The following is a 22,823-nucleotide window of genomic DNA, read 5'->3' on the forward strand; positions in this document are numbered from 1 at the left end:
AATCGAATCTTGTCGCACGTCCCCCTTGCCCGCGCGGAGACTAGATAGGCGTCAAACCCAAGGTGGAGTGTGGCGCTTCGGCGTTTCCTGCCAAGACCGTGGGTGCATCAGCGCATCGAGCCCGGCGATCCACGACCGCATGGGCCCGCGAGATCGTCCCGGCAAATCATGGGCTCCGATGCGTGATCCCAGGCCGGTCCGCGAAGCGAGGGACGGTGCATCATGCCCAGGGGCGCCAGCCGTCGACGACCCGGAGATGCGGTTCCCGGTTCTCTCAGCTCAGCGTGAGTTGCACCTCGTGAGACACCTTGACGGGTAGGCCGTACAGCTCGCCCATGCGGGCGACGAACTCGGTTTGCCCTCCGTAGCTGGGATGCCGGACCCGCTCGGCCGCCATACCCAAGTCCGCCAACGCTGCCTCGGCATCCCTCCCGATGGCGACCAAGACCCGGGGCCGCAATTCCGACACCAGCCATTCGAGGAGGTGGCGGGACGCCTGCCGTTCCCGACGGGTATGGCAGCGGTTGGACAGCGGGTCGCCGGCCGCGTGCGGATGGAGCGGGAAGACGTTCCAGAGGAAGACCGGGCGCCGCAGGTCCCGGAGAACCTGCCAGATCACCGTCGCCGTGCGCTCGGTCATCGCGGGGCCGCGGGTTGCCCGCGCCAGCGGCAATTGACCGTAGAGGCCGGCATGGGCGGAGAGGTGGGCCTCGTCCGTGAGCGCCAGGCCCGTGCGCCGCCCACCACGGTACCCGAGGTCGCGCGCGATCCAGATCGAATCGACGCCTCCGGCGAGGGCCGCCTCCAGGACGAGGCGAAGGTTCTCACGCCGGACTTGAGGCGCATCGACGCCGTCGTGGTCCGGGCAGGCCTCGGCGTAGGGGTTGAAGGTGTCGCTGAAGCGAAGCGCCGCGAGGGCTTCGATGAAGGCGCCAGGTGTCATGTCGGCAGGTCCTCGACCAGCATCTTCCGCCCGACCAGATCGAGCCGAAGGCGCCCGCGGCGCTTCTCCCGCAAGAAACGAAAGGCTTCGTTACCGGCGAGGATGGCTTCTTCCCAGAGCCAAAGCGGGCAGGCCTCGACCTCGTAGCCGCGCAGGAATTGCCTCACCGATTTCAGGAAGGCGAAGCCCAGGTCGCCCGGGCGCTGCCCCTCGAAGAAGCCGAGCTGCTTCGCCTCACCGAAGACGAAGGTCGCCACGCCCTCCTCGATCAGGATCGCGCGCGCTCCATCCTGCCCCTCGTCGACGCGGGCCTCGCTCTTCCTCTTCAGGCGGAACAGCGCGCGCGTCACGGGCGACCAGCCGAGGACGGCGGCGTAGGCATAGTGGAAGGCGTCGTGGAATCGGTAATCGTCCGGCTTCATGATGTTGTCGGTCAGGCGGTCACCGATGAAGATGCCGTTGCATCGCTGCACGACGTACCGCCTGTCGTTGCCGCCGGTGCGCTCGAAGATGTCGATGGTCAACGCCCGGGGCAGGCGTTCCTCGTCCGGGAACGCCTCGTCGAACAGCGGCGGGGCCACGCGCGTCGCCGGCCAACGGTCCTCGGCCTTCGCGAGGTTGCGCATGGCGGCCTGCTCCAGGGTGACGCCGGCCTCGTTCGCGGCCGCGACGAGAAGGCCGAACACTGCGGAGAGACGCTCCGGGAGGTCCGGGCTTCCCGCGAGGTCGCCCCGTGCCCCCAGGGCGGCCAGCCGGCCGACGGCCCCGGCCAGCTGTAGCAGGGTGTGCTCGAAGGCGACGGTCGGGACGTGCAAAGGCAAGGCGCGCTGTGGCTGCACGTCCGCGAAGGTCGGCTCGGGTCCCCCGGCGAGATCGCGGCCGGCGAGCTCGCCCAGGCGGAGGCCGGCGTGATCGGCGATCACCGCCAGGTACCAGAGCGCGTCGCCCATTTCCTCGATGACGCTCGCCTCATAGCCGAGATAGGACCGCGCGTCGCGCTGCTTCTTCTTGGTCTCGCTCAGCAGGCTGCCCGTCTCGCCGAAGAGGCCGAGCACGGCCAGGTCGAGGCCGGTGCCCTTCCCTCGCGTCCGGTCCGTCCGGATCGCCCCGGCTTGATAACCGTTCAGGCTAAGCGGCGCCGTATCCATGTCCCCTCCCCGCTCCGGGTTGGCATATCCTCAGGTTGCCATCGTCGGCCCTTTCCGGCGCTCAGTCCAGGGTTGCCTGTTCCCACACAGGCAGCGGACGCACCCTTGCCATACCGACCGCGGCTGACCACCTAAGCTTTACTGAGCCAGGCTCCCGGGCGGAATGCGCAACGGAAGGACCTGGGCACCGGGGAGAAGCCGCACATGCCGAAGGTTTGCGTGCTCGGTCCTGTCGATGACGAGGAACGCACGGCCCTGCTCAAGCTCTTGGCCGAGGCGGGCTGCGAGGTCGTGGACGAGGAGGTCGCCGTGGTCGAGCCCGACGAAGGGGAGGACGACGAGGGGGAAGACGGCGAGCACGTCGAGGATCCCGTTGCGCCGGAAAACGGCGAGCCCGCACCCGCGGATGACGAGATTGCGGCCGGTCACGCCGAGACGCCGGACGAGGACTTGGGGGTGATCGTGCTGTCTCCCGATTGCCTCGCGGACGAGGAGCTGGGGCGCGTGATGCAGCGGGCCGCCGCCCAGGGTCGTCGCGTCATCGGGATCTGGCCTCCTGGAACCCAGGACGAGACGCTGCCGCGCGCGTTCGAGGATTACGGCGGGGATACCGTTCCCTGGGATGCAGGCAGCCTGCGGGGCGCCTTCCCGCGGAGGAACGCGAAGCCCGAGTGGTTGAAGCCCGACGCCCAGCCGCGGGCGGAGCGCCAGACCAAGCGGAACAAGTGCTGAGGCCGGCGTGCGCGTCCACTCCTACGTGATCGACCACGACCTCGGGTTCGCGCCCAATCCGTTTCACCGGGTTTGCACGCTGAGCGCGTGCAAACCGCTGATCCGGCAGCACGCGAGCGTCGGGGACTTCGTGGTCGGAACTGGCTCGATCCCGAACGGGATCAAGGACCGTGTCGTCTACTGGATGCGGGTCGACGAGATCCTCACCTTCGACCAGTATTGGGACGACGCTCGCTTCGGCGCGAAGCGACCCGTGATGTCCGGCAGCCGCATGCAGATCTACGGCGACAACATCTATCGCCGCTCGGCCGACGGCACCTTCGTCCAGGCGGATTCCTTCCATAGCGAGCCCGGGGGCGTCACCAGCCTGCCGAACCTGGTGCGCGACACCGGTCGGACGGACAGGGTGCTTCTCGGGCGCGAATACGCCTACTGGGGCGGGTCGGGCCCGCTGGTCCCCCAGGAACTGCGCGATCTCGTGCACAGCACGCAGGGCCATCGAAACCAGTTCACGCCCGAGCGGGTGAGCGCCTTCGTGACATGGCTCCGCGGCATGCCGGGCCGCGGCTTCCTGGGTCGCCCAGCGAACTGGCCAGCCTGAGAGCCGAGCGCCCCGGCGGCCCCACCGCCGCCGAGGACGGCCGGCGAACCCGGCCACGAGGCCATGGGCGTGACCCGCGGCGAGGTGGCCTCGCCCCGGTCCTTCGGAGACATCGACGCCGCGCGCCGGCTGCCCCCGACGGGCGGCTCGGAAGGCGCGGCGCCTGCCGAAATGAGCCTGGCTCAGCAGTCTCTACCACCGACGTGCCCCTTGCGATGCCCAGGGTCTTTTGATGAGGCCGCCGGGCGGCGACCTTTCATCCGAGCCGGTCGGAAGTCCGGGCGGACAGCCGCATGTGGACCTGGATCTGGCTTCGATCCGTCGAGCCACGGTGGCGGGACGCGACCCGAGACTGGGCGTTCCCAAAGGCTTTGAATGGCGGCGGCACGCATCGGGTTACGCCGTCCCGCCGCGTGGGCGCCGTCTCGTTCGGCCCGGGCAGCCTCGGTGATGCCGATCCATGCGCGCGTCTGCGCAGGACACACTCTCATGGGGCGCCTCTCGTCATTTGAGGTAGGTCCGCACCACCTCGATCAGCTCGGCCGCGCCCCGGGCGCGCTCGGCGTCCGGCTCGGCGTCCGGGTTCACGACGTGGTGGCGGATGTGGTCTTCCATCAGCTCGGCGGTCAGACCGTTGATGGCCCCGCGCACCGAGGCGACCAGCATCAGCACGTCGGCGCAGCCGTGCTCGGCCTCCAGGGCCCGCTCGACGGCCTCCGCCTGACCCTTGATCCGGCGCACCCGCGCCAGCAGCTTGGTCCTGTCCTTGATCGTGTGGGCCATGAATGGCGTCCTCGTCCTCGCAATACATAGGGGGGTATCCTATCTATGTCCAGCGGCCGATGCGTCGCGTGGCGGGGAGGCCCTAGCATGAGGAAGGACGACCCCTGCACCGGGGTTTGCCAGTGGGACGGGCGTACCGGCTGGTGCCTCGGCTGCGGCCGCACGGTCCCGGAGATCCGCGCATGGCGGAAGATGACGCCCTATCGGAAGACTGCCCTCGCGCGCGAGCTCCCGCGTCGGGTACGCCAAATTGCGGTCACGCACGCCGAGGCCGATCCGGCGAAAGACCGGGCCGATGCGCGATGGCCAGTACCGGCGACGCCTGCCGCTGTCACCGTTTGGCGGCGCGTACGGGCCATGCGCACAAGCACCCAGGTTCACCTATCCCGCCTTTGCAGCGGCCGCCCTGGCCAAGATCGCCGGCTGCTTCGCCTCCTGGGCGTGGCTGCGCCTCGACAAGTCCCCATGGTGGCTCATTCCGGGCATGGCCTCGCTCGCGCTGTTCGCCTACCTGCTGACCTTCGTGGAGACCGAGGCGGCGGGGCGCGCCTACGCGGCCTACGGCGGCATCTAAATCGTCGCCGCCATCCTCTGGCTATGGGGCTTCGAGGGCCACCGACCCGACCGATGGGACTTCATCGGCGGTTTGGTGTGCCTGGTGGGAAGCTGCCTAATCCTGTTCGCGCCCCGGGGAGCCTAGGCGGCCCACCAGGGCAAGCCGTCAATGGCTGTCGTCGACGCAAAGGCCGTGGTCCGAGAGCACTTCGATGACCCGACACTCGCCGACGCGCCCATGGCCGCATTCCCCGATCATGCGCGACAGTTCGGTCTTCAGCGCGGTGAGCCGCGCGATCCGGCGCTCGACCCCGACGAGGTGGCGCCGGGCGATCCCATCCACCTCGGCACACGGGCGGTCAGGCTGCGCGACGAGCGCCAACAACTCCCGTATGGCCTCTATCCCGAATCCAAGCTCGCGTGCGTGCCGGATGAAGGCCAGCCGCTCGACGTCCGCCTGCCCGTAGCGGCGGCGGCCGCCCTCCGTCCGCGGCGCCGGCGGCAGCAAACCCACCTGCTCGTAGTAGCGCACGGTCGGGACCAGCACGCCGGCTCGCCGCGACAGCTCGCCTATCGGGAAATCCATTCTCGGCCTTGCTCCTCTAGCCGCTAGAGGAAGTAGGAGCTTCCGATGTTTCCGGAAGGAGGGACCATGGCCGACTACTGCTGCGGCACGGGCCACAACCACAAGGCGCACGAGGCACCCCACTCACCGGACGTGGAACCGGCCCGGTCCGACGCCAACGGCGACGCCGGAGGCACCTGCGCCTGCTCGGGCGGCGTGCCGGTCTTCGACGGGGTCGACCTGCGCTACAAGCGCGTGCTGTGGACGGTCATCGCCGTCAACGGCGCCATGTTCCTGACCGAGATGGCCGCCGGGCACCTCGCCGGCTCGCAGGCGCTACAGGCCGACGCCCTCGACTTCCTGGGCGACACGGTCACCTACGGCCTGAGCCTCGCGGTCATCGGAGCGTCCCTCAGGGCTCGGGCCACGGCGGCGCTCGCCAAGGGGCTGTCCCTAAGCGTGATGACGGTCTGGGTCTTCGGCTCGACTGCCTACCACGTCCTGGTGCTTGGGGTGCCCAAGGCCGAGGTCATGGGCGTCATCGGGCTGATGGCCCTGGCAGCCAACCTCGGCTCGGTACTGCTGCTGCGCCCCTACAAGGACGGCGACGCCAACGTGCGCTCGGTCTGGCTGTGCTCGCGCAACGACGCCATCGGCAACGTCGTGGTGATGGTGGCCGCGCTCGGTGTCTGGGGGTCCGCGTCGGCTTGGCCCGACCTCGCCGTCGCGGCGGTGATGGCCGGCATCTTCCTGACCTCGTCGGTGCAGATCCTGCGGCAGGCCTGGGCGGAGTATCGCGAAGGCGCCGTCACGACGCGAACCGCGGCGTCCGGATAAGGTGCGCACCCATCCGCGGACAGACCAAGACGGATACAGGGACGACCATGACATCGCACGACGCACGCGCAGGACATGACCACGGATCGCATGACCACGACGGCGAGGCGGGTCACGACCATGCCGGGCATTCCCATGGGCCAGGGCACAGCCATGCCCCCGCAAGCTTCGGGAAGGCATTCGCCATCGGCATCGCGCTCAACGTCGGCTTCGTGGCCGTCGAGGCGACCTACGGGTCCTGGCGAACTCGGTGGCCCTGCTCGCCGATGCCGGCCACAACCTCTCGGACGTGCTCGGCCTCATCGTGGCCTGGATCGCGACGGTGCTGGCCAGGCGCGCCCCGAGCGCGCGGTTTACCTATGGGATGAAGGGCTCGTCGATCCTGGCGGCCCTTTTCAACGCCGTGTTCCTGCTGGTCGCCGTCGGCGCCATCGCGTGGGAGGCGATCCAGAGGTTCGGCGAGCCCGTCCCGGTCGCAGGCAAGACCGTGATGGTCGTAGCCGCAATCGGCATCCTGGTGAACGGCATCACCGCGTGGCTGTTCGCCTCCGGGGCCAAGGGCGACATCAACATCCGCGGGGCGTTCCTGCACATGGCGGCCGACGCCGCCGTCTCGGCCGGGGTGGTCATCGCCGGCCTCGTCATCCTCTACACCGGATGGACGTGGCTCGATCCGGTGGTGAGCCTCGCCATCGTGGCCGTCATCGTCTGGGGCACGTGGGGACTCCTTCGCGACAGTCTTACGCTGTCCCTCGCCGCCGTCCCGCCGGGCATCGACCCGGTCGCCGTCCGCCGCCACCTCGAAGGGCTGCCCGGCGTCGCGGCCCTGCACGACCTGCACATCTGGGCGATGAGCACCACGGAGACCTGCCTCACGGCGCACCTCCTTATGCCCGGCGGCCGTCCCGACGACGCCTTCCTGATGGCGGCGGCCACCGGCATCAGGGAGCGGTTCGGCATCGGCCACACGACCCTCCAGGTGGAGACGAGCGAGGCCACCGCCTGCGCCCTGGCTCCGGACCACGTGGTCTGAGCGCGGCATGCAAGCCTGGTCCTATACCCTGATCCCCGCCGCGGCCGCCGTCGTCGGCGCGGCGGCGGCGGTCAACCTGCGGCCGGGCCCCGTCCTGGTCAGCGCCATCCAGCACTTCGCCGCGGGCGTCGTCTTCGCGGCGGCCGCGGGCGAGATCCTGCCAGACCTCAAGCATGCCGGATCGCCCTGGGCCATGCTGGCCGGGGGCGCGCTCGGCGTCGCCGCGATGCTCCTCGTCCGCATCCTGGAGAAGCGGGTGAAGGGGCCGGCCGGGCTGATGTCGGTCACCGGCATCGACATCCTGGTGGACGGCCTCGTCCTCGGCATCGCCTTCGCGGCCGGGGCGAAGGCCGGCATCCTGCTCACCGTCGCGCTGACCATCGAGGTGCTGTTCCTGGGACTGACCGTGGCGAACGAGCTCGGCGAGGGCGGCGCGTCGAAGGGCAAGGTGGTCGGCCTGACGGCCGCCCTCGTGCTGCTGCTCCCGCTCGGAGCCCTGCTCGGCGGGCCCGTCGGCTCGCTGCCCGCCGCCGTCCAGGCCGGCTTCCTCTCCTTCGGCCTGATCGCCTTGCTGTACCTCGTGACCGAGGAACTCCTCGTCGAGGCGCACGAGACCGAGGACCGCCCCTGGGTGACGGCGATGTTCTTCGCGGGCTTCCTGCTGCTGCTCCTGCTCGACGGGATGATCGGCTAGGCTGGATCCGGAATGCTTGCCGCGGGCGAAACCAGGTCTCTCCCGGACGAGGCCCACATCCTGCTCGTCGAGGACGACGACGGCATGCGCGTGCTCGTCGGCCGCATCCTGCGGGAGAGCGGCTTCCGGGGCACGGGCTGCCGCGGCGGCGCCGAGATGTGGTCGCTCCTGCCCGACACGCCGGTTGACCTCGTCCTCCTCGACGTCATGCTGCCGGGCGCGTCCGGGTTCGCCCTGCTCAGGGCCCTGCGGGCGAAGGGCACCGTCCCGGTCATCATGCTGAGCGCCCGCAACGAGGAGGCGGACCGGGTGCTCGGCCTGGAACTGGGCGCCGACGACTACGTCGCCAAGCCGTTCGGGCGCCCGGAACTCCTCGCCCGGATCCGGGCGGTGCTCCGCCGGTCGGCCCTCGCGCCGGTGCCGAGCGCGGCGTCGCGGCCGGAATCCCTCGCCTTCGCCGGCTGGCGGCTCGACCTGCGCAGCCGCGCTCTGACCGATCCCGAAGGCGCCGCCGTCGACCTGTCGGGCGCCGAGCACGACCTGCTGCTGGTGTTCCTGGAACACCCGGGCCGGGTGCTCGGCCGCGAGCAGATCCTGGAGATGGGCCGCGGGCGGCTCGCCGCGCCGTCGGACCGCAGCGTCGACACGCTGGTCAGCCGGCTGCGGCGCAAGCTCGAACCGCCCGCGGGGACGGCCCCCGTCATCAAGACGGTGCGGGGCACCGGCTACATGCTGGCCGCCAAGGTCGAGCGGACATGAGGGGCGTCCTCGGGCTCGCCAGCAGCCTGGAGGGACGCACCGTCGTCGTCCTGCTCCTGGCCGTGCTCCTCGTCCATGGCGGCGCGCTGGCGATCTACCGCCTCTCGGCGGCGGCCGCCGCCGACGAGGCCTTCGCCACCGAGGTCGCCCGCCAACTCGTCATCGCGCGCGAGGCCGTGTCGCGGCGCCCGCCGGAGGAGCGGGCCGACGAGGCCGAGGCCCTCTCGTCGAACCATTTCGAGATCGGCTGGGACGCCCCGGCGCCGGCTCGCCCCCCGGGGGCGACCGATCCCGCGCTCCGGGACCTGCGCGACCGCCTCCTCGCCCTCGAACCGGTCCTCGGGGCGGGGCTCGTCCTGAACCTGGAGGCGCCGGACGAGCCGCTCCACCGGCAGGACCTGCGCGGGATCATCCCCCTCCCGGACGGGAGCGCACTGACCTTCCGGTCCGCGCATGCCCCGAGCCTCGTCCCCGTCGCGCCCTGGGCCTCGCTCGCCACCGCCATGGCCATCCTCGTCGGGGTGGCCGCGGTCGTCCTGATGCACCGGATCGCCAGCCCCTTGCGGGAGCTGACCCGGGCCACCGGACGGATCGGGCACGGCGCCCCCGTCCGGGTTCCCGAGATCGGTCCCGACGAGACCCGAGGGATCGGCCGTGCCCTCAACGCGATGCAGGAGCGCATTCACCGGCTGGTCGGCGAGCGAACGCAGGCGCTCGCCGCCGTGTCCCACGACCTGCGAACGCCCATCGCCCGGCTCCGCCTGCGCCTCGACCACGTCGAGGACCCGGCCGGGCGCCGCGCCATGGCCTCCGACCTCGACGACATGCAGGCGATGGTCGACGCGACGCTGGCCTACCTGGGGGGCGACGCCGACCCGGAGCCGCGGCAGGTCACCAACGTCGCGAGCATCCTGATGGGGGTCGCCGACGCCTCCGCAGATGCCGGCCGGGCGGTCGCATACGGAGGTCCCGGCCGGGCCCTGGCGACGGTGCGCCCGGTCGCCTTCCGGCGGGCGCTGGAGAACCTCGTCGACAACGGCGTGCGCTACGGCGCGCGGGTGCGCATCGCCCTGGCGGCCGAGGAGACAGCGCTGGTCATGCGCATCGACGACGACGGGCCCGGCATCCCGGCATGCGACGTCGCCCGCGCCTTCGAGCCCTTCATCCGCCTGGAGGGGTCGCGCAACCGAAACACCGGCGGGACCGGCCTCGGCCTGACCATCGCGCGGCGGGCCGTGGAGGCGGAGGAAGGCACGCTCATCCTGGCCACGAGGCCGGAGGGCGGATTGCGGGCCGAGATCCGCGTGCCCCGGGCGGGGCGCGGCGGCTGACACACTTCGTCACGAACGCGGCGTCCCGGAGACAAACGGCTTGGCTATCTCGGTCTTCGAAGCGGCCGACGCGGTCGGCGCCGAACAGGAGACCGACAGATGAAGCGCACGCTCGCCGCCGTCCTCGCCACCGGGATGCTGGCCGCGGCCACGGGGTCCGCCTTCGCCTTGGACGGCCACGGCAATGCCTCGAACCCCGAGCGCGCCGTCCCGAACACCGGCGGCGTGTCGGGCGGCCCGGCCCATCGCGACGACCCACGCGTCAGCGAGGCCCGTGAGAAGCGGCCCGACGGCAAGCCGGCGCATTCGGACAACGACGGGCATGCCCACGGGCACAGCCACGACAAGCCCGGCAAGAAGTGAGCTCGCCGGGCAGGCCGCGGGGGCGGGAGGCGCGGACATGCGGATGCTGCCCCTGCTCGTCGTCTTCGCGCTCCTGGCCGCGGGGATCGGCTACGCGCTCGCCGAGCCTGCCCGGCACGTCGTTCACGATGCGCCGACCCCTCGCGCGTCGTGATGGTGATGGTGTTGCTCGAACCGGCCAGGCCCGTAATCCTCGCGGCGCGGGTGATGGTGCCGGACCACGACGTCGTCATGGTTGCCGTAGCGGTAGACGTCGACATGGTCGTGCGGCCGCCGCTCGCCGTAGCCGTAGCCGCGCTCGTAATACTGGGCCGAGGCCGCGGCCGGGGCGAGGAGGATGGCCGCCGCCATCAAGCCTGCAAGGTGCCGTCGCATCGCTGTCTCCTACGGGGATTCCTATTGCGGCGGTTTGCGCGGCGGCGGTTGAACAGGTCCTGAGACCGCCGTTCAGGAAGCCGTCACTCCAGGTTCGCCGACGTCCTAAAACGCGAGGGACCGGTCCGGAGGTCACCGCCCCCCGGCCCGGCCCCGTCGTGATGTCAGGCGCTCAGTGGCGGTGCACTTCCACGACGGTCTTGTCGTGATGGTCGTCATGGTGTTCGTGCACGACCGGCCGGTCGCGATGGTACTCCTCGACGGTGGTGTGCATATGGTCGACATCGCGGTGGTGGCCGTCGCCGTGAACCCCGACCCCGCCGGGGCCGACGTCCACGTGCCGGGCGAGCGCACCGACCGGCGCCAGGGCGACGGCGGCAGCGGCGGCGAGCGTGATCTTCATCCGAGGATCTCCATGTTTCGTGGTCGTGCCGGGAATGCGGCCTACCACGAAACCGTCCCCGGATTTTACCGCTCGGTATTCGTGTCGGCCGAGCGAGAAACGGCTTGGCCGCTTTCGCGTCGTGACCGCGGCAGACCTCGCATGGCGGCGACAAATTCTGCTCAGACCGGGGTCAAGGGGCCAGGGCGATGCCTTGCCTGATCCGGGGTGAATCGCACATAAGGCCGGAGATGGGTTCAGTTCGCGGGCATAGCCGCCGGTGGGCGGCACGGGGATGGTGGGCGTTCGCCGCACGCCTGCTCTCCCTCGCCCTCGCGCTGTCTCTCGTCGCACCCGCCGCCGGCCTCGCCGCCGACGTCGCGTACCACGATGGCGGCGGCAGGCACGTCACGGAGATCGCGAGCATTGAGGCCGCGCCCGACACCGGCGCGACCGACCCCGGCATGGCCTGCCACCTCCATTGTGGCTGCCACCAGGCGGCACCCGCCGTGGCCGACTTCTCGGAGCCGGTCTTCGGGGTCGCCCGGCTGGCCTATGCGCACCTGAGCCAGACGGTTTCCTCCGTCTCGCCGGACCGCCTGCCGAGGCCCCCCCGCGCCTGAGGTGACGCCGCAGAGGCGCGTCCCGAACCCGGAGCCCGCGCTCCGGGCCACTCCTCACGCCACAGAAGCGGGACTGCCGCGTCCGTCCGAACGGCGCCCGATCCCGGCCGAGCAGGTCTCATGCGCATCCTCATCACCGCGGTCCTCGTGGCCGCCGGCATCGTCGTCGGCGCCGCCGTCCCCGCCGTATCCGCGTTCGTCCGCGGCCTCCTGACATCGGCCGGGCTGCCGCCGGCCATCCTCACCTTCGCCGCCGGCCCGCCCCCTGGCGGGAAGGCGCCGAAGGACGAGGCCGACCATGCCGAAAGCGACGGCCACGACCACGGCAAGGCCGCCGCGCCGAAGGCCGAGGGAGCCCACGCTCACGGCGAGCACGAGCATTCCGAGGCGGAGGGCGAGGAAGGCCACGTCAAGATGACGGCCGAGCAGGTCGAGGGGCAGGACATCGGCGTCGCCAAGGCCGAGGGTGGGACGCTCTCGCGACACGTCCTGGTGCCCGGCACCATCACGCCCGACACGGACCGGATCGCCCGCGTCCCCGCCCGCGTCGTCGGTACGGTGTCAGAGATGCGCAAGCGCCTGGGCGACGACGTCAGGAAGGGCGAGGTGGTCGCCCTCCTCGACAGCCGGGAAGTCGCCGACGCCAAGAGCGAGTACCTCACCGCGATGGTCCAGTCCGACCTCCAGAAGATCAACTTCGAGCGCCAGCAGAAACTCGTGGCGTCGGCGGCGGCATCCCAGGCGGCGTTCGACAACGCAAAGGCCGTGTTCCAGGAGAACCAGCTGCGCGTCGACCTCGCCCGCCAGAAGCTCTCGGCGCTGGGCCTGAACGCCGCCGAGGTCGCCGCCGCGCAGAAACGCGACGAGGCGACGCCGAACGCCTCGACGCTGCGCCAGTACGAGCTGCGGGCGCCCATCGCCGGCCGCATCGTGGAGCGCAAGGTCGATGTCGGCACGGCGGTGGGCAAGGAGGGCGACCCGGCCGACGTCTACACCGTCGCCGACCTCTCGACCGTCTGGATCGAGCTCGCGGTACCGACCTCCGACCTCGCCGAGGTCCGGGAGGGCGCGCGGGTCACCGTGAACCGCGGCGGCCGCAGCGAGCAGGGCAAGGTGGTGTTCGTCAGCCCGCTGCTGAACGCCGACACCCGGTCCGCCCGGGTCGTGGTCTCGCTGCCCAACAAGGACATGGCCTGGCGGCCTGGCACCTACGTCACCGCCGAGGTCGAGACCGCGACGGACCAAGTGCCGGTGCGGGTCGCCAAGTCGGCGCTCCAGACCGTCGAGGGCAAGCGCGTCGTCTTTGTCCGCACGGACGAGGGCTTCGAGAAGCGCGAGGTCGAGCTCGGGCGCTCCGACGACGAAGGCTTCGAGGTCGTCTCGGGCCTGAAGCTCGGCGAGACCATCGCGGTGGCCAACACCTTCCTCCTCAAGGCCGAGCTCGGGAAGAGCGAAGCCGACCACGACCATTGAGGAAGCCCGACATGATCAGCCGTATCCTCGACTTCTCCGTGCACCAGCGCTGGCTGGTTCTGCTCCTGTCTCTGCTGGCCGCCGGCTTCGGCGGCTACTCGGTCACCAAGCTGCCGATAGACGCGGTGCCCGACATCACCAACAACCAGGTGCAGATCAACACGACGGCGCCGTCGCTCTCCCCCGTCGACATCGAGAAGCAGGTCACCTACCCGGTCGAGACGGCGCTCGCGGGCATCAAGGGCCTTGAGTACACCCGCTCGCTCTCGCGCAACGGCTTCTCGCAGGTCACCGCGGTCTTCGCGGAGAAGCTCGACATCTACTTCGCCCGCCAGCAGGTCGCCGAGCGCCTCGCGCAGGTGAGGCGGGACCTGCCGCCCGGCACCGAGCCCAGCATGGGGCCGATCTCGACCGGGCTGGGCGAGATCTACATGTGGTCGATCCATTACGCGAAGCCCGGCGAGCGCACGGTCTCGAAGGCGGGCAAGCCCGGCTGGCAGCCCGATGGCAGCTACCTGACCCCCGAGGGCCAGCGCCTGAAGACCGAGCTGGAGCAGACCGCCTACCTGCGCACCGTCCAGGACTGGATCATCCGCCCCCTGGTCAAGACCGTGCCCGGCGTGGCCGGGGTCGACGGCATCGGCGGCTTCGAGAAGCAGTACCACGTCCAGCCCGACCCGACGCGGCTCGCGTCCCTCGACCTGTCCTTCTCGGACGTCGCCCGGGCGCTGGAGGCCAACAACGCCAACCAGGGCGCCCGCTACCTGGAGGACAACGGCGAGGGCTACGTCGTGCGCGCCGCCGGCCGCCTGGAGAGCATGGACGAGATCGGCGACGTGGTCGTCGCCACCCGGGGCGGCGTGCCGGTGCGGATCAAGGACATCGCCGAGGTCCGCATCGGGCGCGACCTGCGCACGGGCTCGGGCAGCGAGGACGGCCAGGAGGTCGTCGTCGGCACCGCCCTGATGCTGATCGGCGAGAACAGCCGCACGGTGGCGGCCGCCGTCGACGCGCGCATGGAACAGATCCGCAAGAGCCTGCCGCCCGGCGTCGAGGTCCAGACCGTCCTCGACCGGACCCGGCTCGTCGAGGCGACCGTGAAGACGGTGGTGAAGAACCTGTCCGAGGGCGCGGCTCTCGTCATCGTCATCCTGTTCCTGCTGCTCGGCAACATCCGGGCCGCCATCATCACGGCCCTGGTCATCCCGGTCGCCATGCTGATGACCATGACCGGCATGGTCGAGGCGAAGATCTCGGCCAACCTGATGAGCCTCGGCGCCCTCGATTTCGGGCTGATCGTCGACGGGGCGGTGATCATCACCGAGAACGCCCTGCGCCACCTCGCAGAGAAGCAGCAAGAGCTGGGCAGGGGGCTCGACACCGAGGAGCGCCTCCAGACGGTCCGCGCCTCGGCCGAGGAGATGATCAAGCCGTCCCTGTACGGGCAGGCGATCATCATCCTGGTCTACGTCCCGCTCCTGACCTTCACCGGAGTCGAGGGCAAGATGTTCGAGCCGATGGCGCTGACCGTGATCATCGCGCTCGTGGCGGCCTTCGTGCTGTCGCTGACCTTCGTGCCGGCGCTCATCGCCATCGTCATCACCGGCAAGGTCACGGAGAAGGACAACCTCATCATCCGGGCGCTCAAGGCCGCTTACCGCCCGGTGCTCGGCGCGGCGGTCCGGGCGCCGTTCGTCTTCGTCGGCGCGGCGCTCCTGCTGCTCGTCGGGGCGGGCATCCTGTTCACCCGCCTCGGGACCGAGTTCATCCCGCAGCTCGACGAGAAGAGCATCGCCCTCAACGCCACCCGAATCCCATCGACCTCCCTCACCCAGTCGCAGGCGATGCAGCTCAAGGTCGAGAAGGTGGTCTCGAAGTTCCCGCAGGTGGCCTACGTCTTCTCGAAGACCGGCACCGCCGAGGTCGCCTCCGACCCGATGCCGCCGAACTCCTCAGACACCTTCGTCATCCTGAAACCCCAGGAGGAGTGGCCCGAGCCGAGCCTGTCCAAGGCCGAGTTGCAGGAGCAGATCGAGAAGGCGGTCGGGGCGCTCGCCGGCAACGTCTACGAGTTCTCCCAGCCGATCCAGCTACGCTTCAACGAGCTGCTCGCCGGCACCCGGGGCGACCTCGCCGTGAAGGTGTTCGGCGACGAGTTCGAGCCGATGCTGAAGGCGGCCAACCAGGTCGCGGCGGTCCTGAAGGGCATCGACGGCGCCGAGGACGTCAAGGTCGAGCAGACGGCGGGCCTGCCGTTCCTGGAGATCAAGATCAACAAGGCCGAGGCGGCGCGCTACGGCCTGAGCACCGGGGCGATCCAGGAGGTCATCGGCGCGGCCATCGGGGGACGGGACGCCGGCGTCGTGTTCGAGGGCGACCGTCGCTTCCCCATCGTCGTGCGCCTGACCGACAAGGTCCGCGAGGACCGGGAGGCCCTGGAGAACATCCCGGTGCCGCTGCCGGCTGGCCCGAACGGCCGGGCGAGCTCGGTCCTGCTCAAGCAGGTTGCGAGCTTTTCGGTCACCGAGGGACCGAACCAGATCTCGCGCGAGAACGGCAAGCGGCGGGTCGTGGTCACGGCCAACGTGCGCGGGCGGGACATCGGCTCGCTCGTCGCGGAGGCGCAGGCGAAGGTTGGAAGCCAGGTGCAGCTGCCGCCGGGTTCCTACCTCACCTGGGGCGGGCAGTTCGAGAACCTCGCCTCGGCCAAGCGGCGGCTGATGGTGGTGGTACCGGTCTGCTTCTTCCTGATCTTCCTGTTGCTGTACTCGGCCCTGGGCTCGCCGCGGGACGCGCTGCTGGTGTTCAGCGCGGTGCCGCTTGCCCTCACCGGGGGCATCTTCGCGCTTTGGCTGCGCGGCATGCCGGTCTCGGTACCGGCAGCGGTCGGGTTCATCGCGCTCTCGGGCGTTGCGGTCCTCAACGGCCTCGTCATGCTGACCTTCATCAAGCAGCTCGTGGCGGAGGGCCGGCCGAAGCGCGAGGCCATCCTGGAGGGCGCCATGACCCGGTTGCGGCCGGTGGCGATGACGGCGCTGGTCGCCTCGCTCGGCTTCGTGCCCATGGCCATCGCCACCGAGACCGGCGCCGAGATCCAGCGGCCGCTCGCCACCGTGGTCATCGGTGGCCTGATCAGCGCCACCCTGCTGACCCTGATCGTGCTGCCGGCCCTGTACGCCCGGTTCGGCAAGGTTGTCGTCCCGAAGGTCGCGGAGCGGCCGCGGGAGCCGGGGCCACGACACCTCAAGGCGGCGGAGTAGACGAGATGCGACGCGTCCCGACCTGGTTGGCGGCTCCTTTCGCCTTCCTCGCGCTGACGGGTGCGGCTCCGGGCGCGGACGGAGGCGTCGGCGAGGCTCCGTTCGGCCTCGCGTGGGGGCCCGTCGCCGACGTGCCGCGCCCGCTCAAGGCCGACCGCGAGGCCAACCTGACCGCGCTGTACTACCCGCGTGGCTGGCGGCCGGCCGTCGGGTCGGCAACGGCCGAGGTCGTGCTGGTGGTCTGCCGCGAGGAGGGTCTGCAGGAGGTCGTCTGGGTGGGGCTCCCCCTGGCGGGCGAGGAACTCGCGCGCGTGCGCCGCGCCATCCACGACGAAGGGGTGCGCCGCTACGGCGAGCCGACACCGGGGCCATCGGCCGATTCCGAGCTCTGGCCCGGCGGTCGGGCTCTCCTGGCCAGCCGCGAGGCTCCGGACGGGCGGCACGAGCTCGTCATGGCGGCGTTCGGTCCCGGCTACGCGGCCTGCTCTGCCGCCCACCTCGCCGCGACCGGACACCCCGCCGGCGCGCACGTGGCCGAGCTCATCGGCTCCTCCGGCCCCTGAGGCGGCCGGTCCGGGACGGCAACGAAAGACTGGGAGCGACATGGGACACGGACACGCGCACGGCGGCGGCCACGGGCATTCGCACGGCGGCGGCATACCCGCGGGCTCGGCGGCGGGCAGGAACAAGGGGCGCCTAGCCTGGGCGCTCGCCCTGACGCTGACCTACATGGCCGCGGAGGTCGTCGGCGGCCTGCTCACCGGCAGCCTCGCGCTGCTGGCCGATGCCGCCCACATGGTCACGGATGCCGGCGGCCTCGCGCTGTCGCTGCTCGCCATCCACTACGCGGCCAAGGCGCCGTCGCCGGGCAAGAGCTTCGGCTACATGCGCTTCGAGATCCTGGCGGCCCTCGCCAACGCCGTCGTGCTGCTCGGGGTGACGGCCTACATCCTGTACGAGGCCTACCGGCGCTTCTTCGAGCCGACCGAGATCCTCGGCTGGCCGATGATGCTGGTCGCGTTCGTCGGCCTCGGGGTGAACCTCGCCAGCATGAGGCTCCTCGCGGGCGGATCGTCGGAAAGCCTCAACGTCAAGGGCGCCTACTTCGAGGTCTTCTCCGACATGCTGGGTTCGGTCGGCGTCATCGCCGCGGCCCTCGTGGTGATGGCGACGGGCTGGCGATGGGTCGATCCGCTGGTCGGCGCCGGCATCGGCCTGTTCATCGTGCCGCGCACCTGGCGCCTGTTGAGCGAGGCGCTTCACATCCTGCTGGAGGGAACGCCTCCTCGTGTCGATCTTGCCGCGCTACGAACGGAGATCGAGGCGGTGCCTGGCGTGCGGCGCGCCTACGACCTTCATGCCTGGACGCTGACCTCCGGCTTCGACGCGATGAGCGGCCACGTGGTCATGGACGACGTCGCCGCCGGACCCGACCTCATCCGCGCGGTCCGGCGTCTGGTGAAGGAGCGACACGGCATCGAGCACGTCACCGTCCAGGTCGAGGACGAGGCGCTCTCGGCCGAGGCCGCGCGCCTGCCCGTGTGACGGCGAGCATCCGGCATGAGCAAGAAATCGGCGCGGCTGCAGACCGAGTGGGCGCCAAATCCTCGGCGCAAGCGACGGGTCAGGCCATACGTCCGCAAAGTCGCGGATCGAATGATGATAGCGATCTGTATCGGATTGCCTCTGGCCGTATTGTTTCTCCAATACTTCAAGCACCTCATGAAGTGATGCCTGAGTAATGATGCTTGACTATGCAAGGTGTTTTCGATGAATGATCTACAAACACACCATTTTGCCGTGACGACAACGGCGATGCTTGCGGTTCTGAGAACATCGACCATCGCCATGATGACCCTTCTCATGCAAAAACTTTCAGCACCTGAACGGGAAGAGGTTTTCGCAGAGATCGCGGCGACAATCGGTGAGTTGCCCCCGGATTATTCCCAGGCAAGCCCCGTGGGGACCAAGTTCTACGAAGAGGTCGTTGCCGAGGCGCCGGCGCTCGCGAAGGCATTCGTCCAAGATTTGCGTAGATCTCTTGGTTGAAATCCGATGAGACCATTTATCAGTTATCGAGTGTTGGTGACGGAGAGCAGAGGTCCCGCGGACCTGACGCGCCTGTCGCCTTTTCTGTGCTCGGTGCCCGGCCCGTCACTGAGGCTTAGGCGTCTCCGTATCGAGTGCCAACTGGGCATGGCGGATCTTCCTGGCGACACCGCGCCTGCGCGGGTTGCTCGCCCTGAATTTCGCCGTCGCGGCGGCCGGCGCCATGGTCATCGTCAATACCGTGGTAATCGTCCAGGCGCTGCTCGGACGCCCCCAGCACGACGTCGCCCTTGCCCTTGGCCCCTTCGGCACGGGCTCGATGGCCGCCGCCCTGGTCCTACCGCGGGTCCTGGACCGCCTGTCCGACAGGGGTGTGATGCTGCCGTCCGCGGCCTTCCTCGGAGTCGTCCTCGTCGGGGTCGCTGCCCTGACCTGGTGCGGGGCCATCGGCTGGCCGGTACTGCTCGGGACCTGGCTCGTCCTTGGGATCGGCTACTCCGCCGCCCAGTTCGCGCTCTCGCACGCGTCGTGGCTCCTCACTTACCCGCTGGCGGGCTGCCTCGGCGCCGCCGTCGGGATGCCCGCGACCCTGGCGGCACTCGGCGCCCTGACCGTCGCGGGCGTCGCGGCGGCGGCCATGCTTTGGCCTGCATCCGACCCGGACGTCGTCGCACATGCCCACGCGGACCTCGACCCGTCCCACCCCCACGTGCGGGGGATCGGTCAGGGCCGGCACGAGCATGCTTTCGTCATCGACGACCTGCATCGGCAATGGCCGTCCAGGGCGAATTAGGAACCACACGGCGAGCGTTGGAACGGCGACGCTCAGGGGGGGCGTCGGGTGCCGGACATCCCTCATCCGATGGTCTGTCGGGGGCCGTGAGGATTGCGTCGCGGCAGGTCCGCATCGAGGGGAACACGGCATGAGAACGTTGCTCGGATCCTGGCAGCTGTGGGCGCTGCTTTCTGCCGCCTTCGCGGCGTTGACCGCGATCTTCGCCAAGGTCGGCGTCGAGAACGTCAATTCCGACTTCGCCACCTTCATCCGCACGGTCGTCATACTCTGCGCCCTCGGCGCCATCCTGGTCGGCACAGGCCAGTGGGTACCGGTCGGGTCGGTCTCGGCCAGGACCTACGTGTTCCTGGTGCTCTCGGGCCTCGCCACCGGCGGCTCATGGATCTGCTACTTCCGCGCCCTCAAGCTCGGCGAGACCAGCCGCGTGGCCCCGGTCGACAAGCTCAGCGTCGTGCTGGTGGCCGTCTTCGGGGTCGTCTTCCTCGGCGAACGTCTATCTCCACCGAATTGGCTCGGCGTCGCCCTCATCGCCGCCGGGGCCGTGCTCGTCGCCTATCGAGGATGAAGCCGGCGGGAAGGGATGCGTCGCGGCGCAGTCCAGGGCGAGGGCTCGAAACCGGACGGACCGACCGATGCGCGTGCTGTTGATCGAGGACGACCGGATGATCGGCGAAGGGCTGTCGAACGGCCTCTCGGCCGAGGGCTATTCCGTCGATTGGGTCCGCGACGGCGGCGAGGCCGAGACGGCCCTGCTCAACGGCGGCCACGCGCTCGCGCTGCTCGACCTCGGCCTGCCGGGCGGGGACGGACTTCGGGTGCTTCGATCCGCCCGGGCGGCCGGGATCGACACGTCGGTGCTCATCATCACGGCGCGGGACGGCCTCGAAAGCCGCGTCGCAGGCCTCGACCTCGGGGCGGACGATTACCTGGTCAAGCCGTTCGAGATGCGCGAGCTGCTCGCCAGGATGCGGGCCATCCTGCGGCGGCGGGCCGGGCGGGCGAGCGCGCGGCTCGTGGCCGCCGAGACCGAACTCGACACGGAAAGCCACGTCCTGTCCCACGCCGGGACCGTCGCGGTCCTGTCGGCGCGCGAATACGCCCTCATGCACGCCCTGATGGAGCGACCGGGGCGCATCCTCTCTCGTGCGCAGATCGAGGAACGCATCTACGGGTGGGGCGAGGAGGTCGAGAGCAACGCGGTGGACGCCCTGATCCTCACGGTCCGTCGAAAGGTCGGCAAGGGCGTGATCCTGAATGTCCGCGGCGCAGGTTGGATGGTACCCAAGCCATGAGGGCCGCCTCCCTGCGCCGCACGACGCTCGTCTGGATGACCGCCCTGCTCGCCGGAATCGGCTTGGCCGCGATGGTCGCGGCCTATGCCCTCGCGCGGATCGAGGCGGCCGATTTCCTCGACGGGCAGTTGCGGCAAGTCGCCCTCAACGCCGGTCCCGGGCTAACGGACGCGGACGCGCCGCCCGCCGCCGACCAGGACCCGGAGGACCAACTCGCCGTCACCATCTGGAAGGACGGGCAGGTCCTGCGCGACGACCGCGGCGTCGACGTCCGCCACCCCGGCCGCACGGGATATGCGAACGTCGTCATGGGCGGCGAGCTCTGGCGCACATACACGACCGCCAACGGCACAACGACGGTCCGGGTCGCCCAGCGCGACGTCGTGAGGGCGGAGTTCGCACGCAATGCGGCGCTCGGTGCCGTGGCCCCCCTGCTGCTCCTCGTCCCGCTGTCGTGGATCGTCGTCGGCTGGGCGATGAACCGGGCGCTCGGGCGGCTCGACGGCTTGGTGCATGACCTCGCCGGGCGCGGCGCCGCCGCCCAAGGCCCCTTGCCGACGCGCGGCGTGCCGACGGAGGTGGCGCCCCTCGTCGAGGCCATGAACGGGCTCATCCTTCGCCTGCAGGCCGCTCTGGCCGCCCAGAAGCGGTTCGTCGCCGACGCGGCGCACGAACTGCGTACGCCGCTCGCCGCGATGCAGATCCAACTCGACTCCCTCGGCGGGACTGCCGGTGGCGGGAGCGACGCGCGGCGTATGGCGCTGGCGGACGGCTTCCGGAGGGCGAACCGGCTGGTGGATCAACTGCTCCGTCTCGCCCGGCTCGACGACGGTGCCGAGGCGCGTCCTGCATCCGTCGACCTCGGCCAGCTCCTGCTCGACTGCGTCGCCGATCACGTCGTGCTCGCCGAGCGCAAGGACATCGACCTGGGCGTGCATATCGAGACACCCGCGACGCTTCACGCGTCGGAGGACGAGGTCCGCGTCCTGTTCGCCAACCTGGTCGACAACGCCCTGCGCTACACGCCGTCGGGAGGCCAGGTCGACGTCTGTCTGCTGAGCCTGGACGGTGCGTGCGTCGTCACGGTTCGGGACACCGGCTGCGGGCTGCCGCCGGGAAGCGAGGGCCGCCTGTTCGACCGCTTCTTCCGGGCCGCGCCACCGGATGTCGAAGGCACGGGGCTCGGGCTCGCCATCGCCCGCCGCATCGCGGAGCGCAATGATCTCGGCCTGACGGTTGAAAACCGACGTGACGGGCAGGGGACCCTTGCAACCGTCAGGCTGCCGGCCTGAGGCCGAGCCCGCGGCTCCTCCGGACGAAGCTCATTCTGCCCTCATTCTGGCGCGCTATCACCGTGCCCGACCATGACGGACGGGAGACGGGGATGAGCGAGATCCAGCGCCAGGCCTTGAACAAGGTACCGGAGGTCACCGCAGCCTTCTGGGTCATCAAGATTCTCTCCACGACCGTCGGCGAGACCGGCGCGGACTACCTCGCGGTGAACGTCGGCCTGGGTGCCGCCGTTACCGCCACCATCACGGCCGGCCTCTTCGCGTCCGTCCTCGCCCTGCAGGTGCGCGAGCGGCGCTACGTGCCCTGGACCTATTGGTCGACCGTCGTCCTCGTCAGCGTGGTCGGCACGCAGGTCACCGACATCCTGACCGACAAGCTCGGCGTGAGCCTCTTCGTCAGCACCGGCGTGTTCGCGGCCGCCCTCGCCGCCGTGTTCGCCCTCTGGTACGCGACCGAGCGGACGCTCTCGATCCACGCCATCGTGACCCGGCGCCGCGAGGCGTTCTACTGGCTCGCCATACTCCTGACCTTCGCGCTCGGCACGGCCGCGGGCGACCTGGCCACGGAGGCGCTGGGGCTCGGCTTCAATCTCGGCGTCGTCATCTTCGGCACGATCCTGGCCGCCCTCGCCCTCGCCTGGCGCCTCGGCGCGAACCCGGTGACGACCTTCTGGTTCGCCTACATCGTCACGCGTCCCCTCGGCGCATCGCTGGGCGATCTGCTGTCGCAGGCACGGGAATACGGCGGCCTCGGCTTCGGCACGGCCTCCACCAGCCTCGTCTTCTTCGCCGTCATCGTCGCCCTGGTGACGTCCCTGAGCCTTGTCTCCGGCCGCCCTGGCGAGCCGGCCGGACAGCGGCGGGCCTGACCGTCCGCCGCCTCCCGCATCGCCATCCTCCAGTCCTTCCAACGCCGCACGACACGGAGCGAACGACC

Annotated in this window: 24 protein-coding genes and 3 pseudogenes; 21 read left to right on the top strand and 6 right to left on the bottom strand. The window is 70.2% G+C overall.

Annotated features, from left to right (window positions below):
- Positions 1-274 precede the first annotated feature (274 nt).
- Entirely contained in the window at positions 275-943 is a 669-nt protein-coding gene (locus HPY23_RS18520; RefSeq protein ID WP_060850450.1) for a uracil-DNA glycosylase, read from the bottom strand.
- Positions 940-2,091, bottom strand: a complete 1,152-nt coding sequence (locus HPY23_RS18525) for a nucleoside triphosphate pyrophosphohydrolase family protein (RefSeq protein WP_091887257.1) — start codon at positions 2,089-2,091, stop codon at positions 940-942. Before HPY23_RS18525 ends, HPY23_RS18520 begins: the two co-directional genes overlap by 4 nt.
- Before the next feature lie 204 nt (positions 2,092-2,295).
- On the opposite strand from HPY23_RS18525, the gene HPY23_RS18530 reads away from it, so the two are divergent.
- A complete protein-coding gene (locus HPY23_RS18530; RefSeq protein WP_091887255.1) occupies positions 2,296-2,823 on the top strand; it encodes a hypothetical protein in 528 nt (175 codons plus the stop codon).
- A 7-nt stretch (positions 2,824-2,830) separates the two neighbouring features.
- The gene (locus tag HPY23_RS18535) at positions 2,831-3,424 is read left to right on the top strand and encodes an Nmad2 family putative nucleotide modification protein (RefSeq protein ID WP_091887253.1); all 594 of its coding nucleotides are present in this window, start codon (positions 2,831-2,833) and stop codon (positions 3,422-3,424) included.
- A 504-nt stretch (positions 3,425-3,928) separates the two neighbouring features.
- Here HPY23_RS18535 and HPY23_RS18540 read toward each other — a convergent pair.
- The gene (locus HPY23_RS18540; RefSeq protein WP_091887251.1) at positions 3,929-4,207 is read right to left on the bottom strand and encodes a metal/formaldehyde-sensitive transcriptional repressor; all 279 of its coding nucleotides are present in this window, start codon (positions 4,205-4,207) and stop codon (positions 3,929-3,931) included.
- A gap of 87 nt (positions 4,208-4,294) precedes the next feature.
- Here HPY23_RS18540 and HPY23_RS33195 point away from each other — a divergent pair.
- Positions 4,295-4,435: pseudogene (locus HPY23_RS33195) on the top strand (DUF1289 domain-containing protein); the annotation flags it as partial.
- Between the two features lie 100 nt (positions 4,436-4,535).
- Positions 4,536-4,907: pseudogene (locus HPY23_RS18550) on the top strand (YnfA family protein).
- A gap of 21 nt (positions 4,908-4,928) precedes the next feature.
- On the opposite strand, the gene HPY23_RS18555 reads toward HPY23_RS18550, so the two are convergent.
- Complete coding sequence (locus HPY23_RS18555) at positions 4,929-5,348, bottom strand: MerR family transcriptional regulator (protein WP_091887249.1); 420 nt, start codon at positions 5,346-5,348, stop codon at positions 4,929-4,931.
- Between the two features lie 66 nt (positions 5,349-5,414).
- Between HPY23_RS18555 and HPY23_RS18560 the strand changes: the two genes are divergently transcribed.
- From HPY23_RS18560 to HPY23_RS18585, 6 genes and pseudogenes are all read left to right on the top strand, one after another.
- On the top strand, positions 5,415-6,164 hold the full coding sequence (locus HPY23_RS18560; RefSeq protein ID WP_091887247.1) for a cation efflux transmembrane domain-containing protein: 750 nt from the start codon (positions 5,415-5,417) through the stop codon (positions 6,162-6,164).
- A 47-nt stretch (positions 6,165-6,211) separates the two neighbouring features.
- A pseudogene (locus HPY23_RS18565) lies at positions 6,212-7,197 on the top strand (cation diffusion facilitator family transporter).
- A gap of 7 nt (positions 7,198-7,204) precedes the next feature.
- Positions 7,205-7,891 (top strand): ZIP family metal transporter, encoded by a 687-nt coding sequence (locus HPY23_RS18570; protein WP_091887245.1) that lies wholly within the window; start codon positions 7,205-7,207, stop codon positions 7,889-7,891.
- A gap of 12 nt (positions 7,892-7,903) precedes the next feature.
- Positions 7,904-8,650 carry a response regulator transcription factor gene (locus tag HPY23_RS18575; protein ID WP_091887243.1) on the top strand — a complete coding sequence of 249 codons (747 nt, stop codon included), beginning with the start codon at positions 7,904-7,906 and terminating at the stop codon, positions 8,648-8,650.
- Complete coding sequence (locus HPY23_RS18580) at positions 8,647-9,981, top strand: ATP-binding protein (protein WP_091887241.1); 1,335 nt, start codon at positions 8,647-8,649, stop codon at positions 9,979-9,981. The genes HPY23_RS18575 and HPY23_RS18580 overlap by 4 nt, the downstream gene beginning before the upstream one ends.
- A 99-nt stretch (positions 9,982-10,080) precedes the next feature.
- Positions 10,081-10,344, top strand: a complete 264-nt coding sequence (locus tag HPY23_RS18585; RefSeq protein ID WP_091887238.1) for a hypothetical protein — start codon at positions 10,081-10,083, stop codon at positions 10,342-10,344.
- A gap of 123 nt (positions 10,345-10,467) precedes the next feature.
- On the opposite strand, the gene HPY23_RS18590 is transcribed toward HPY23_RS18585, so the two are convergent.
- Complete coding sequence (locus HPY23_RS18590) at positions 10,468-10,719, bottom strand: hypothetical protein (protein ID WP_091887236.1); 252 nt, start codon at positions 10,717-10,719, stop codon at positions 10,468-10,470.
- Between the two features lie 172 nt (positions 10,720-10,891).
- Positions 10,892-11,122 (bottom strand): hypothetical protein, encoded by a 231-nt coding sequence (locus tag HPY23_RS18595; protein WP_091887235.1) that lies wholly within the window; start codon positions 11,120-11,122, stop codon positions 10,892-10,894.
- 230 nt (positions 11,123-11,352) lie between these two features.
- Between HPY23_RS18595 and HPY23_RS18600 the strand changes: the two genes are divergently transcribed.
- From HPY23_RS18600 to HPY23_RS18650, 11 genes are all read left to right on the top strand, one after another.
- Complete coding sequence (locus HPY23_RS18600) at positions 11,353-11,724, top strand: hypothetical protein (protein ID WP_091887232.1); 372 nt, start codon at positions 11,353-11,355, stop codon at positions 11,722-11,724.
- A 120-nt stretch (positions 11,725-11,844) separates the two neighbouring features.
- Complete coding sequence (locus tag HPY23_RS18605) at positions 11,845-13,197, top strand: efflux RND transporter periplasmic adaptor subunit (protein ID WP_091887230.1); 1,353 nt, start codon at positions 11,845-11,847, stop codon at positions 13,195-13,197.
- A gap of 11 nt (positions 13,198-13,208) precedes the next feature.
- Entirely contained in the window at positions 13,209-16,457 is a 3,249-nt protein-coding gene (locus tag HPY23_RS18610; RefSeq protein WP_091887227.1) for an efflux RND transporter permease subunit, read from the top strand.
- 5 nt (positions 16,458-16,462) lie between these two features.
- Complete coding sequence (locus HPY23_RS18615) at positions 16,463-17,020, top strand: hypothetical protein (RefSeq protein ID WP_007563933.1); 558 nt, start codon at positions 16,463-16,465, stop codon at positions 17,018-17,020.
- 40 nt (positions 17,021-17,060) lie between these two features.
- The gene (locus HPY23_RS18620) at positions 17,061-18,002 is read left to right on the top strand and encodes a cation diffusion facilitator family transporter (protein WP_091887225.1); all 942 of its coding nucleotides are present in this window, start codon (positions 17,061-17,063) and stop codon (positions 18,000-18,002) included.
- Between the two features lie 225 nt (positions 18,003-18,227).
- Positions 18,228-18,506, top strand: a complete 279-nt coding sequence (locus HPY23_RS18625; RefSeq protein WP_139234974.1) for a hypothetical protein — start codon at positions 18,228-18,230, stop codon at positions 18,504-18,506.
- Positions 18,507-18,690: 184 nt separating this feature from the next.
- Positions 18,691-19,299, top strand: a complete 609-nt coding sequence (locus HPY23_RS18630; protein WP_236012534.1) for an MFS transporter — start codon at positions 18,691-18,693, stop codon at positions 19,297-19,299.
- 130 nt (positions 19,300-19,429) lie between these two features.
- Positions 19,430-19,867 carry an EamA family transporter gene (locus tag HPY23_RS18635; RefSeq protein WP_091887223.1) on the top strand — a complete coding sequence of 146 codons (438 nt, stop codon included), beginning with the start codon at positions 19,430-19,432 and terminating at the stop codon, positions 19,865-19,867.
- A gap of 67 nt (positions 19,868-19,934) precedes the next feature.
- The gene (locus HPY23_RS18640) at positions 19,935-20,594 is read left to right on the top strand and encodes a response regulator transcription factor (RefSeq protein WP_050733500.1); all 660 of its coding nucleotides are present in this window, start codon (positions 19,935-19,937) and stop codon (positions 20,592-20,594) included.
- Between the two features lie 35 nt (positions 20,595-20,629).
- Positions 20,630-21,886, top strand: coding sequence for a sensor histidine kinase (locus tag HPY23_RS18645; RefSeq protein WP_236012535.1), 1,257 nt, complete (start codon positions 20,630-20,632; stop codon positions 21,884-21,886).
- Between the two features lie 92 nt (positions 21,887-21,978).
- Positions 21,979-22,755, top strand: coding sequence for a COG4705 family protein (locus HPY23_RS18650; protein ID WP_091887219.1), 777 nt, complete (start codon positions 21,979-21,981; stop codon positions 22,753-22,755).
- Positions 22,756-22,823: the final 68 nt, after the last annotated feature.

This window comes from Methylobacterium ajmalii, from assembly GCF_016613415.1.
GTDB classification, from domain to species: domain Bacteria; phylum Pseudomonadota; class Alphaproteobacteria; order Rhizobiales; family Beijerinckiaceae; genus Methylobacterium; species Methylobacterium ajmalii.

Bases quoted from the DNA above. Each gene is read 5' to 3' on its own strand.
- HPY23_RS18585 (WP_091887238.1), top strand. From the start codon at position 10,081: ATGAAGCGCACGCTCGCCGCCGTCCTCGCCACCGGGATGCTGGCCGCG.
- HPY23_RS18610 (WP_091887227.1), top strand. From the start codon at position 13,209: ATGATCAGCCGTATCCTCGACTTCTCCGTGCACCAGCGCTGGCTGGTT.
- HPY23_RS18615 (WP_007563933.1), top strand. From the start codon at position 16,463: ATGCGACGCGTCCCGACCTGGTTGGCGGCTCCTTTCGCCTTCCTCGCG.
- HPY23_RS18620 (WP_091887225.1), top strand. From the start codon at position 17,061: ATGGGACACGGACACGCGCACGGCGGCGGCCACGGGCATTCGCACGGC.
- HPY23_RS18530 (WP_091887255.1), top strand. From the start codon at position 2,296: ATGCCGAAGGTTTGCGTGCTCGGTCCTGTCGATGACGAGGAACGCACG.
- HPY23_RS18580 (WP_091887241.1), top strand. From the start codon at position 8,647: ATGAGGGGCGTCCTCGGGCTCGCCAGCAGCCTGGAGGGACGCACCGTC.
- HPY23_RS18575 (WP_091887243.1), top strand. From the start codon at position 7,904: ATGCTTGCCGCGGGCGAAACCAGGTCTCTCCCGGACGAGGCCCACATC.
- HPY23_RS18635 (WP_091887223.1), top strand. From the start codon at position 19,430: ATGAGAACGTTGCTCGGATCCTGGCAGCTGTGGGCGCTGCTTTCTGCC.
- HPY23_RS18650 (WP_091887219.1), top strand. From the start codon at position 21,979: ATGAGCGAGATCCAGCGCCAGGCCTTGAACAAGGTACCGGAGGTCACC.
- HPY23_RS18525 (WP_091887257.1), bottom strand. From the start codon at position 2,091: ATGGATACGGCGCCGCTTAGCCTGAACGGTTATCAAGCCGGGGCGATC.
- HPY23_RS18600 (WP_091887232.1), top strand. From the start codon at position 11,353: ATGGGTTCAGTTCGCGGGCATAGCCGCCGGTGGGCGGCACGGGGATGG.
- HPY23_RS18625 (WP_139234974.1), top strand. From the start codon at position 18,228: ATGAATGATCTACAAACACACCATTTTGCCGTGACGACAACGGCGATG.
- HPY23_RS18555 (WP_091887249.1), bottom strand. From the start codon at position 5,348: ATGGATTTCCCGATAGGCGAGCTGTCGCGGCGAGCCGGCGTGCTGGTC.
- HPY23_RS18640 (WP_050733500.1), top strand. From the start codon at position 19,935: ATGCGCGTGCTGTTGATCGAGGACGACCGGATGATCGGCGAAGGGCTG.
- HPY23_RS18590 (WP_091887236.1), bottom strand. From the start codon at position 10,719: ATGCGACGGCACCTTGCAGGCTTGATGGCGGCGGCCATCCTCCTCGCC.
- HPY23_RS18540 (WP_091887251.1), bottom strand. From the start codon at position 4,207: ATGGCCCACACGATCAAGGACAGGACCAAGCTGCTGGCGCGGGTGCGC.
- HPY23_RS18605 (WP_091887230.1), top strand. From the start codon at position 11,845: ATGCGCATCCTCATCACCGCGGTCCTCGTGGCCGCCGGCATCGTCGTC.
- HPY23_RS18520 (WP_060850450.1), bottom strand. From the start codon at position 943: ATGACACCTGGCGCCTTCATCGAAGCCCTCGCGGCGCTTCGCTTCAGC.
- HPY23_RS18595 (WP_091887235.1), bottom strand. From the start codon at position 11,122: ATGAAGATCACGCTCGCCGCCGCTGCCGCCGTCGCCCTGGCGCCGGTC.
- HPY23_RS18645 (WP_236012535.1), top strand. From the start codon at position 20,630: ATGACCGCCCTGCTCGCCGGAATCGGCTTGGCCGCGATGGTCGCGGCC.
- HPY23_RS18560 (WP_091887247.1), top strand. From the start codon at position 5,415: ATGGCCGACTACTGCTGCGGCACGGGCCACAACCACAAGGCGCACGAG.
- HPY23_RS18570 (WP_091887245.1), top strand. From the start codon at position 7,205: ATGCAAGCCTGGTCCTATACCCTGATCCCCGCCGCGGCCGCCGTCGTC.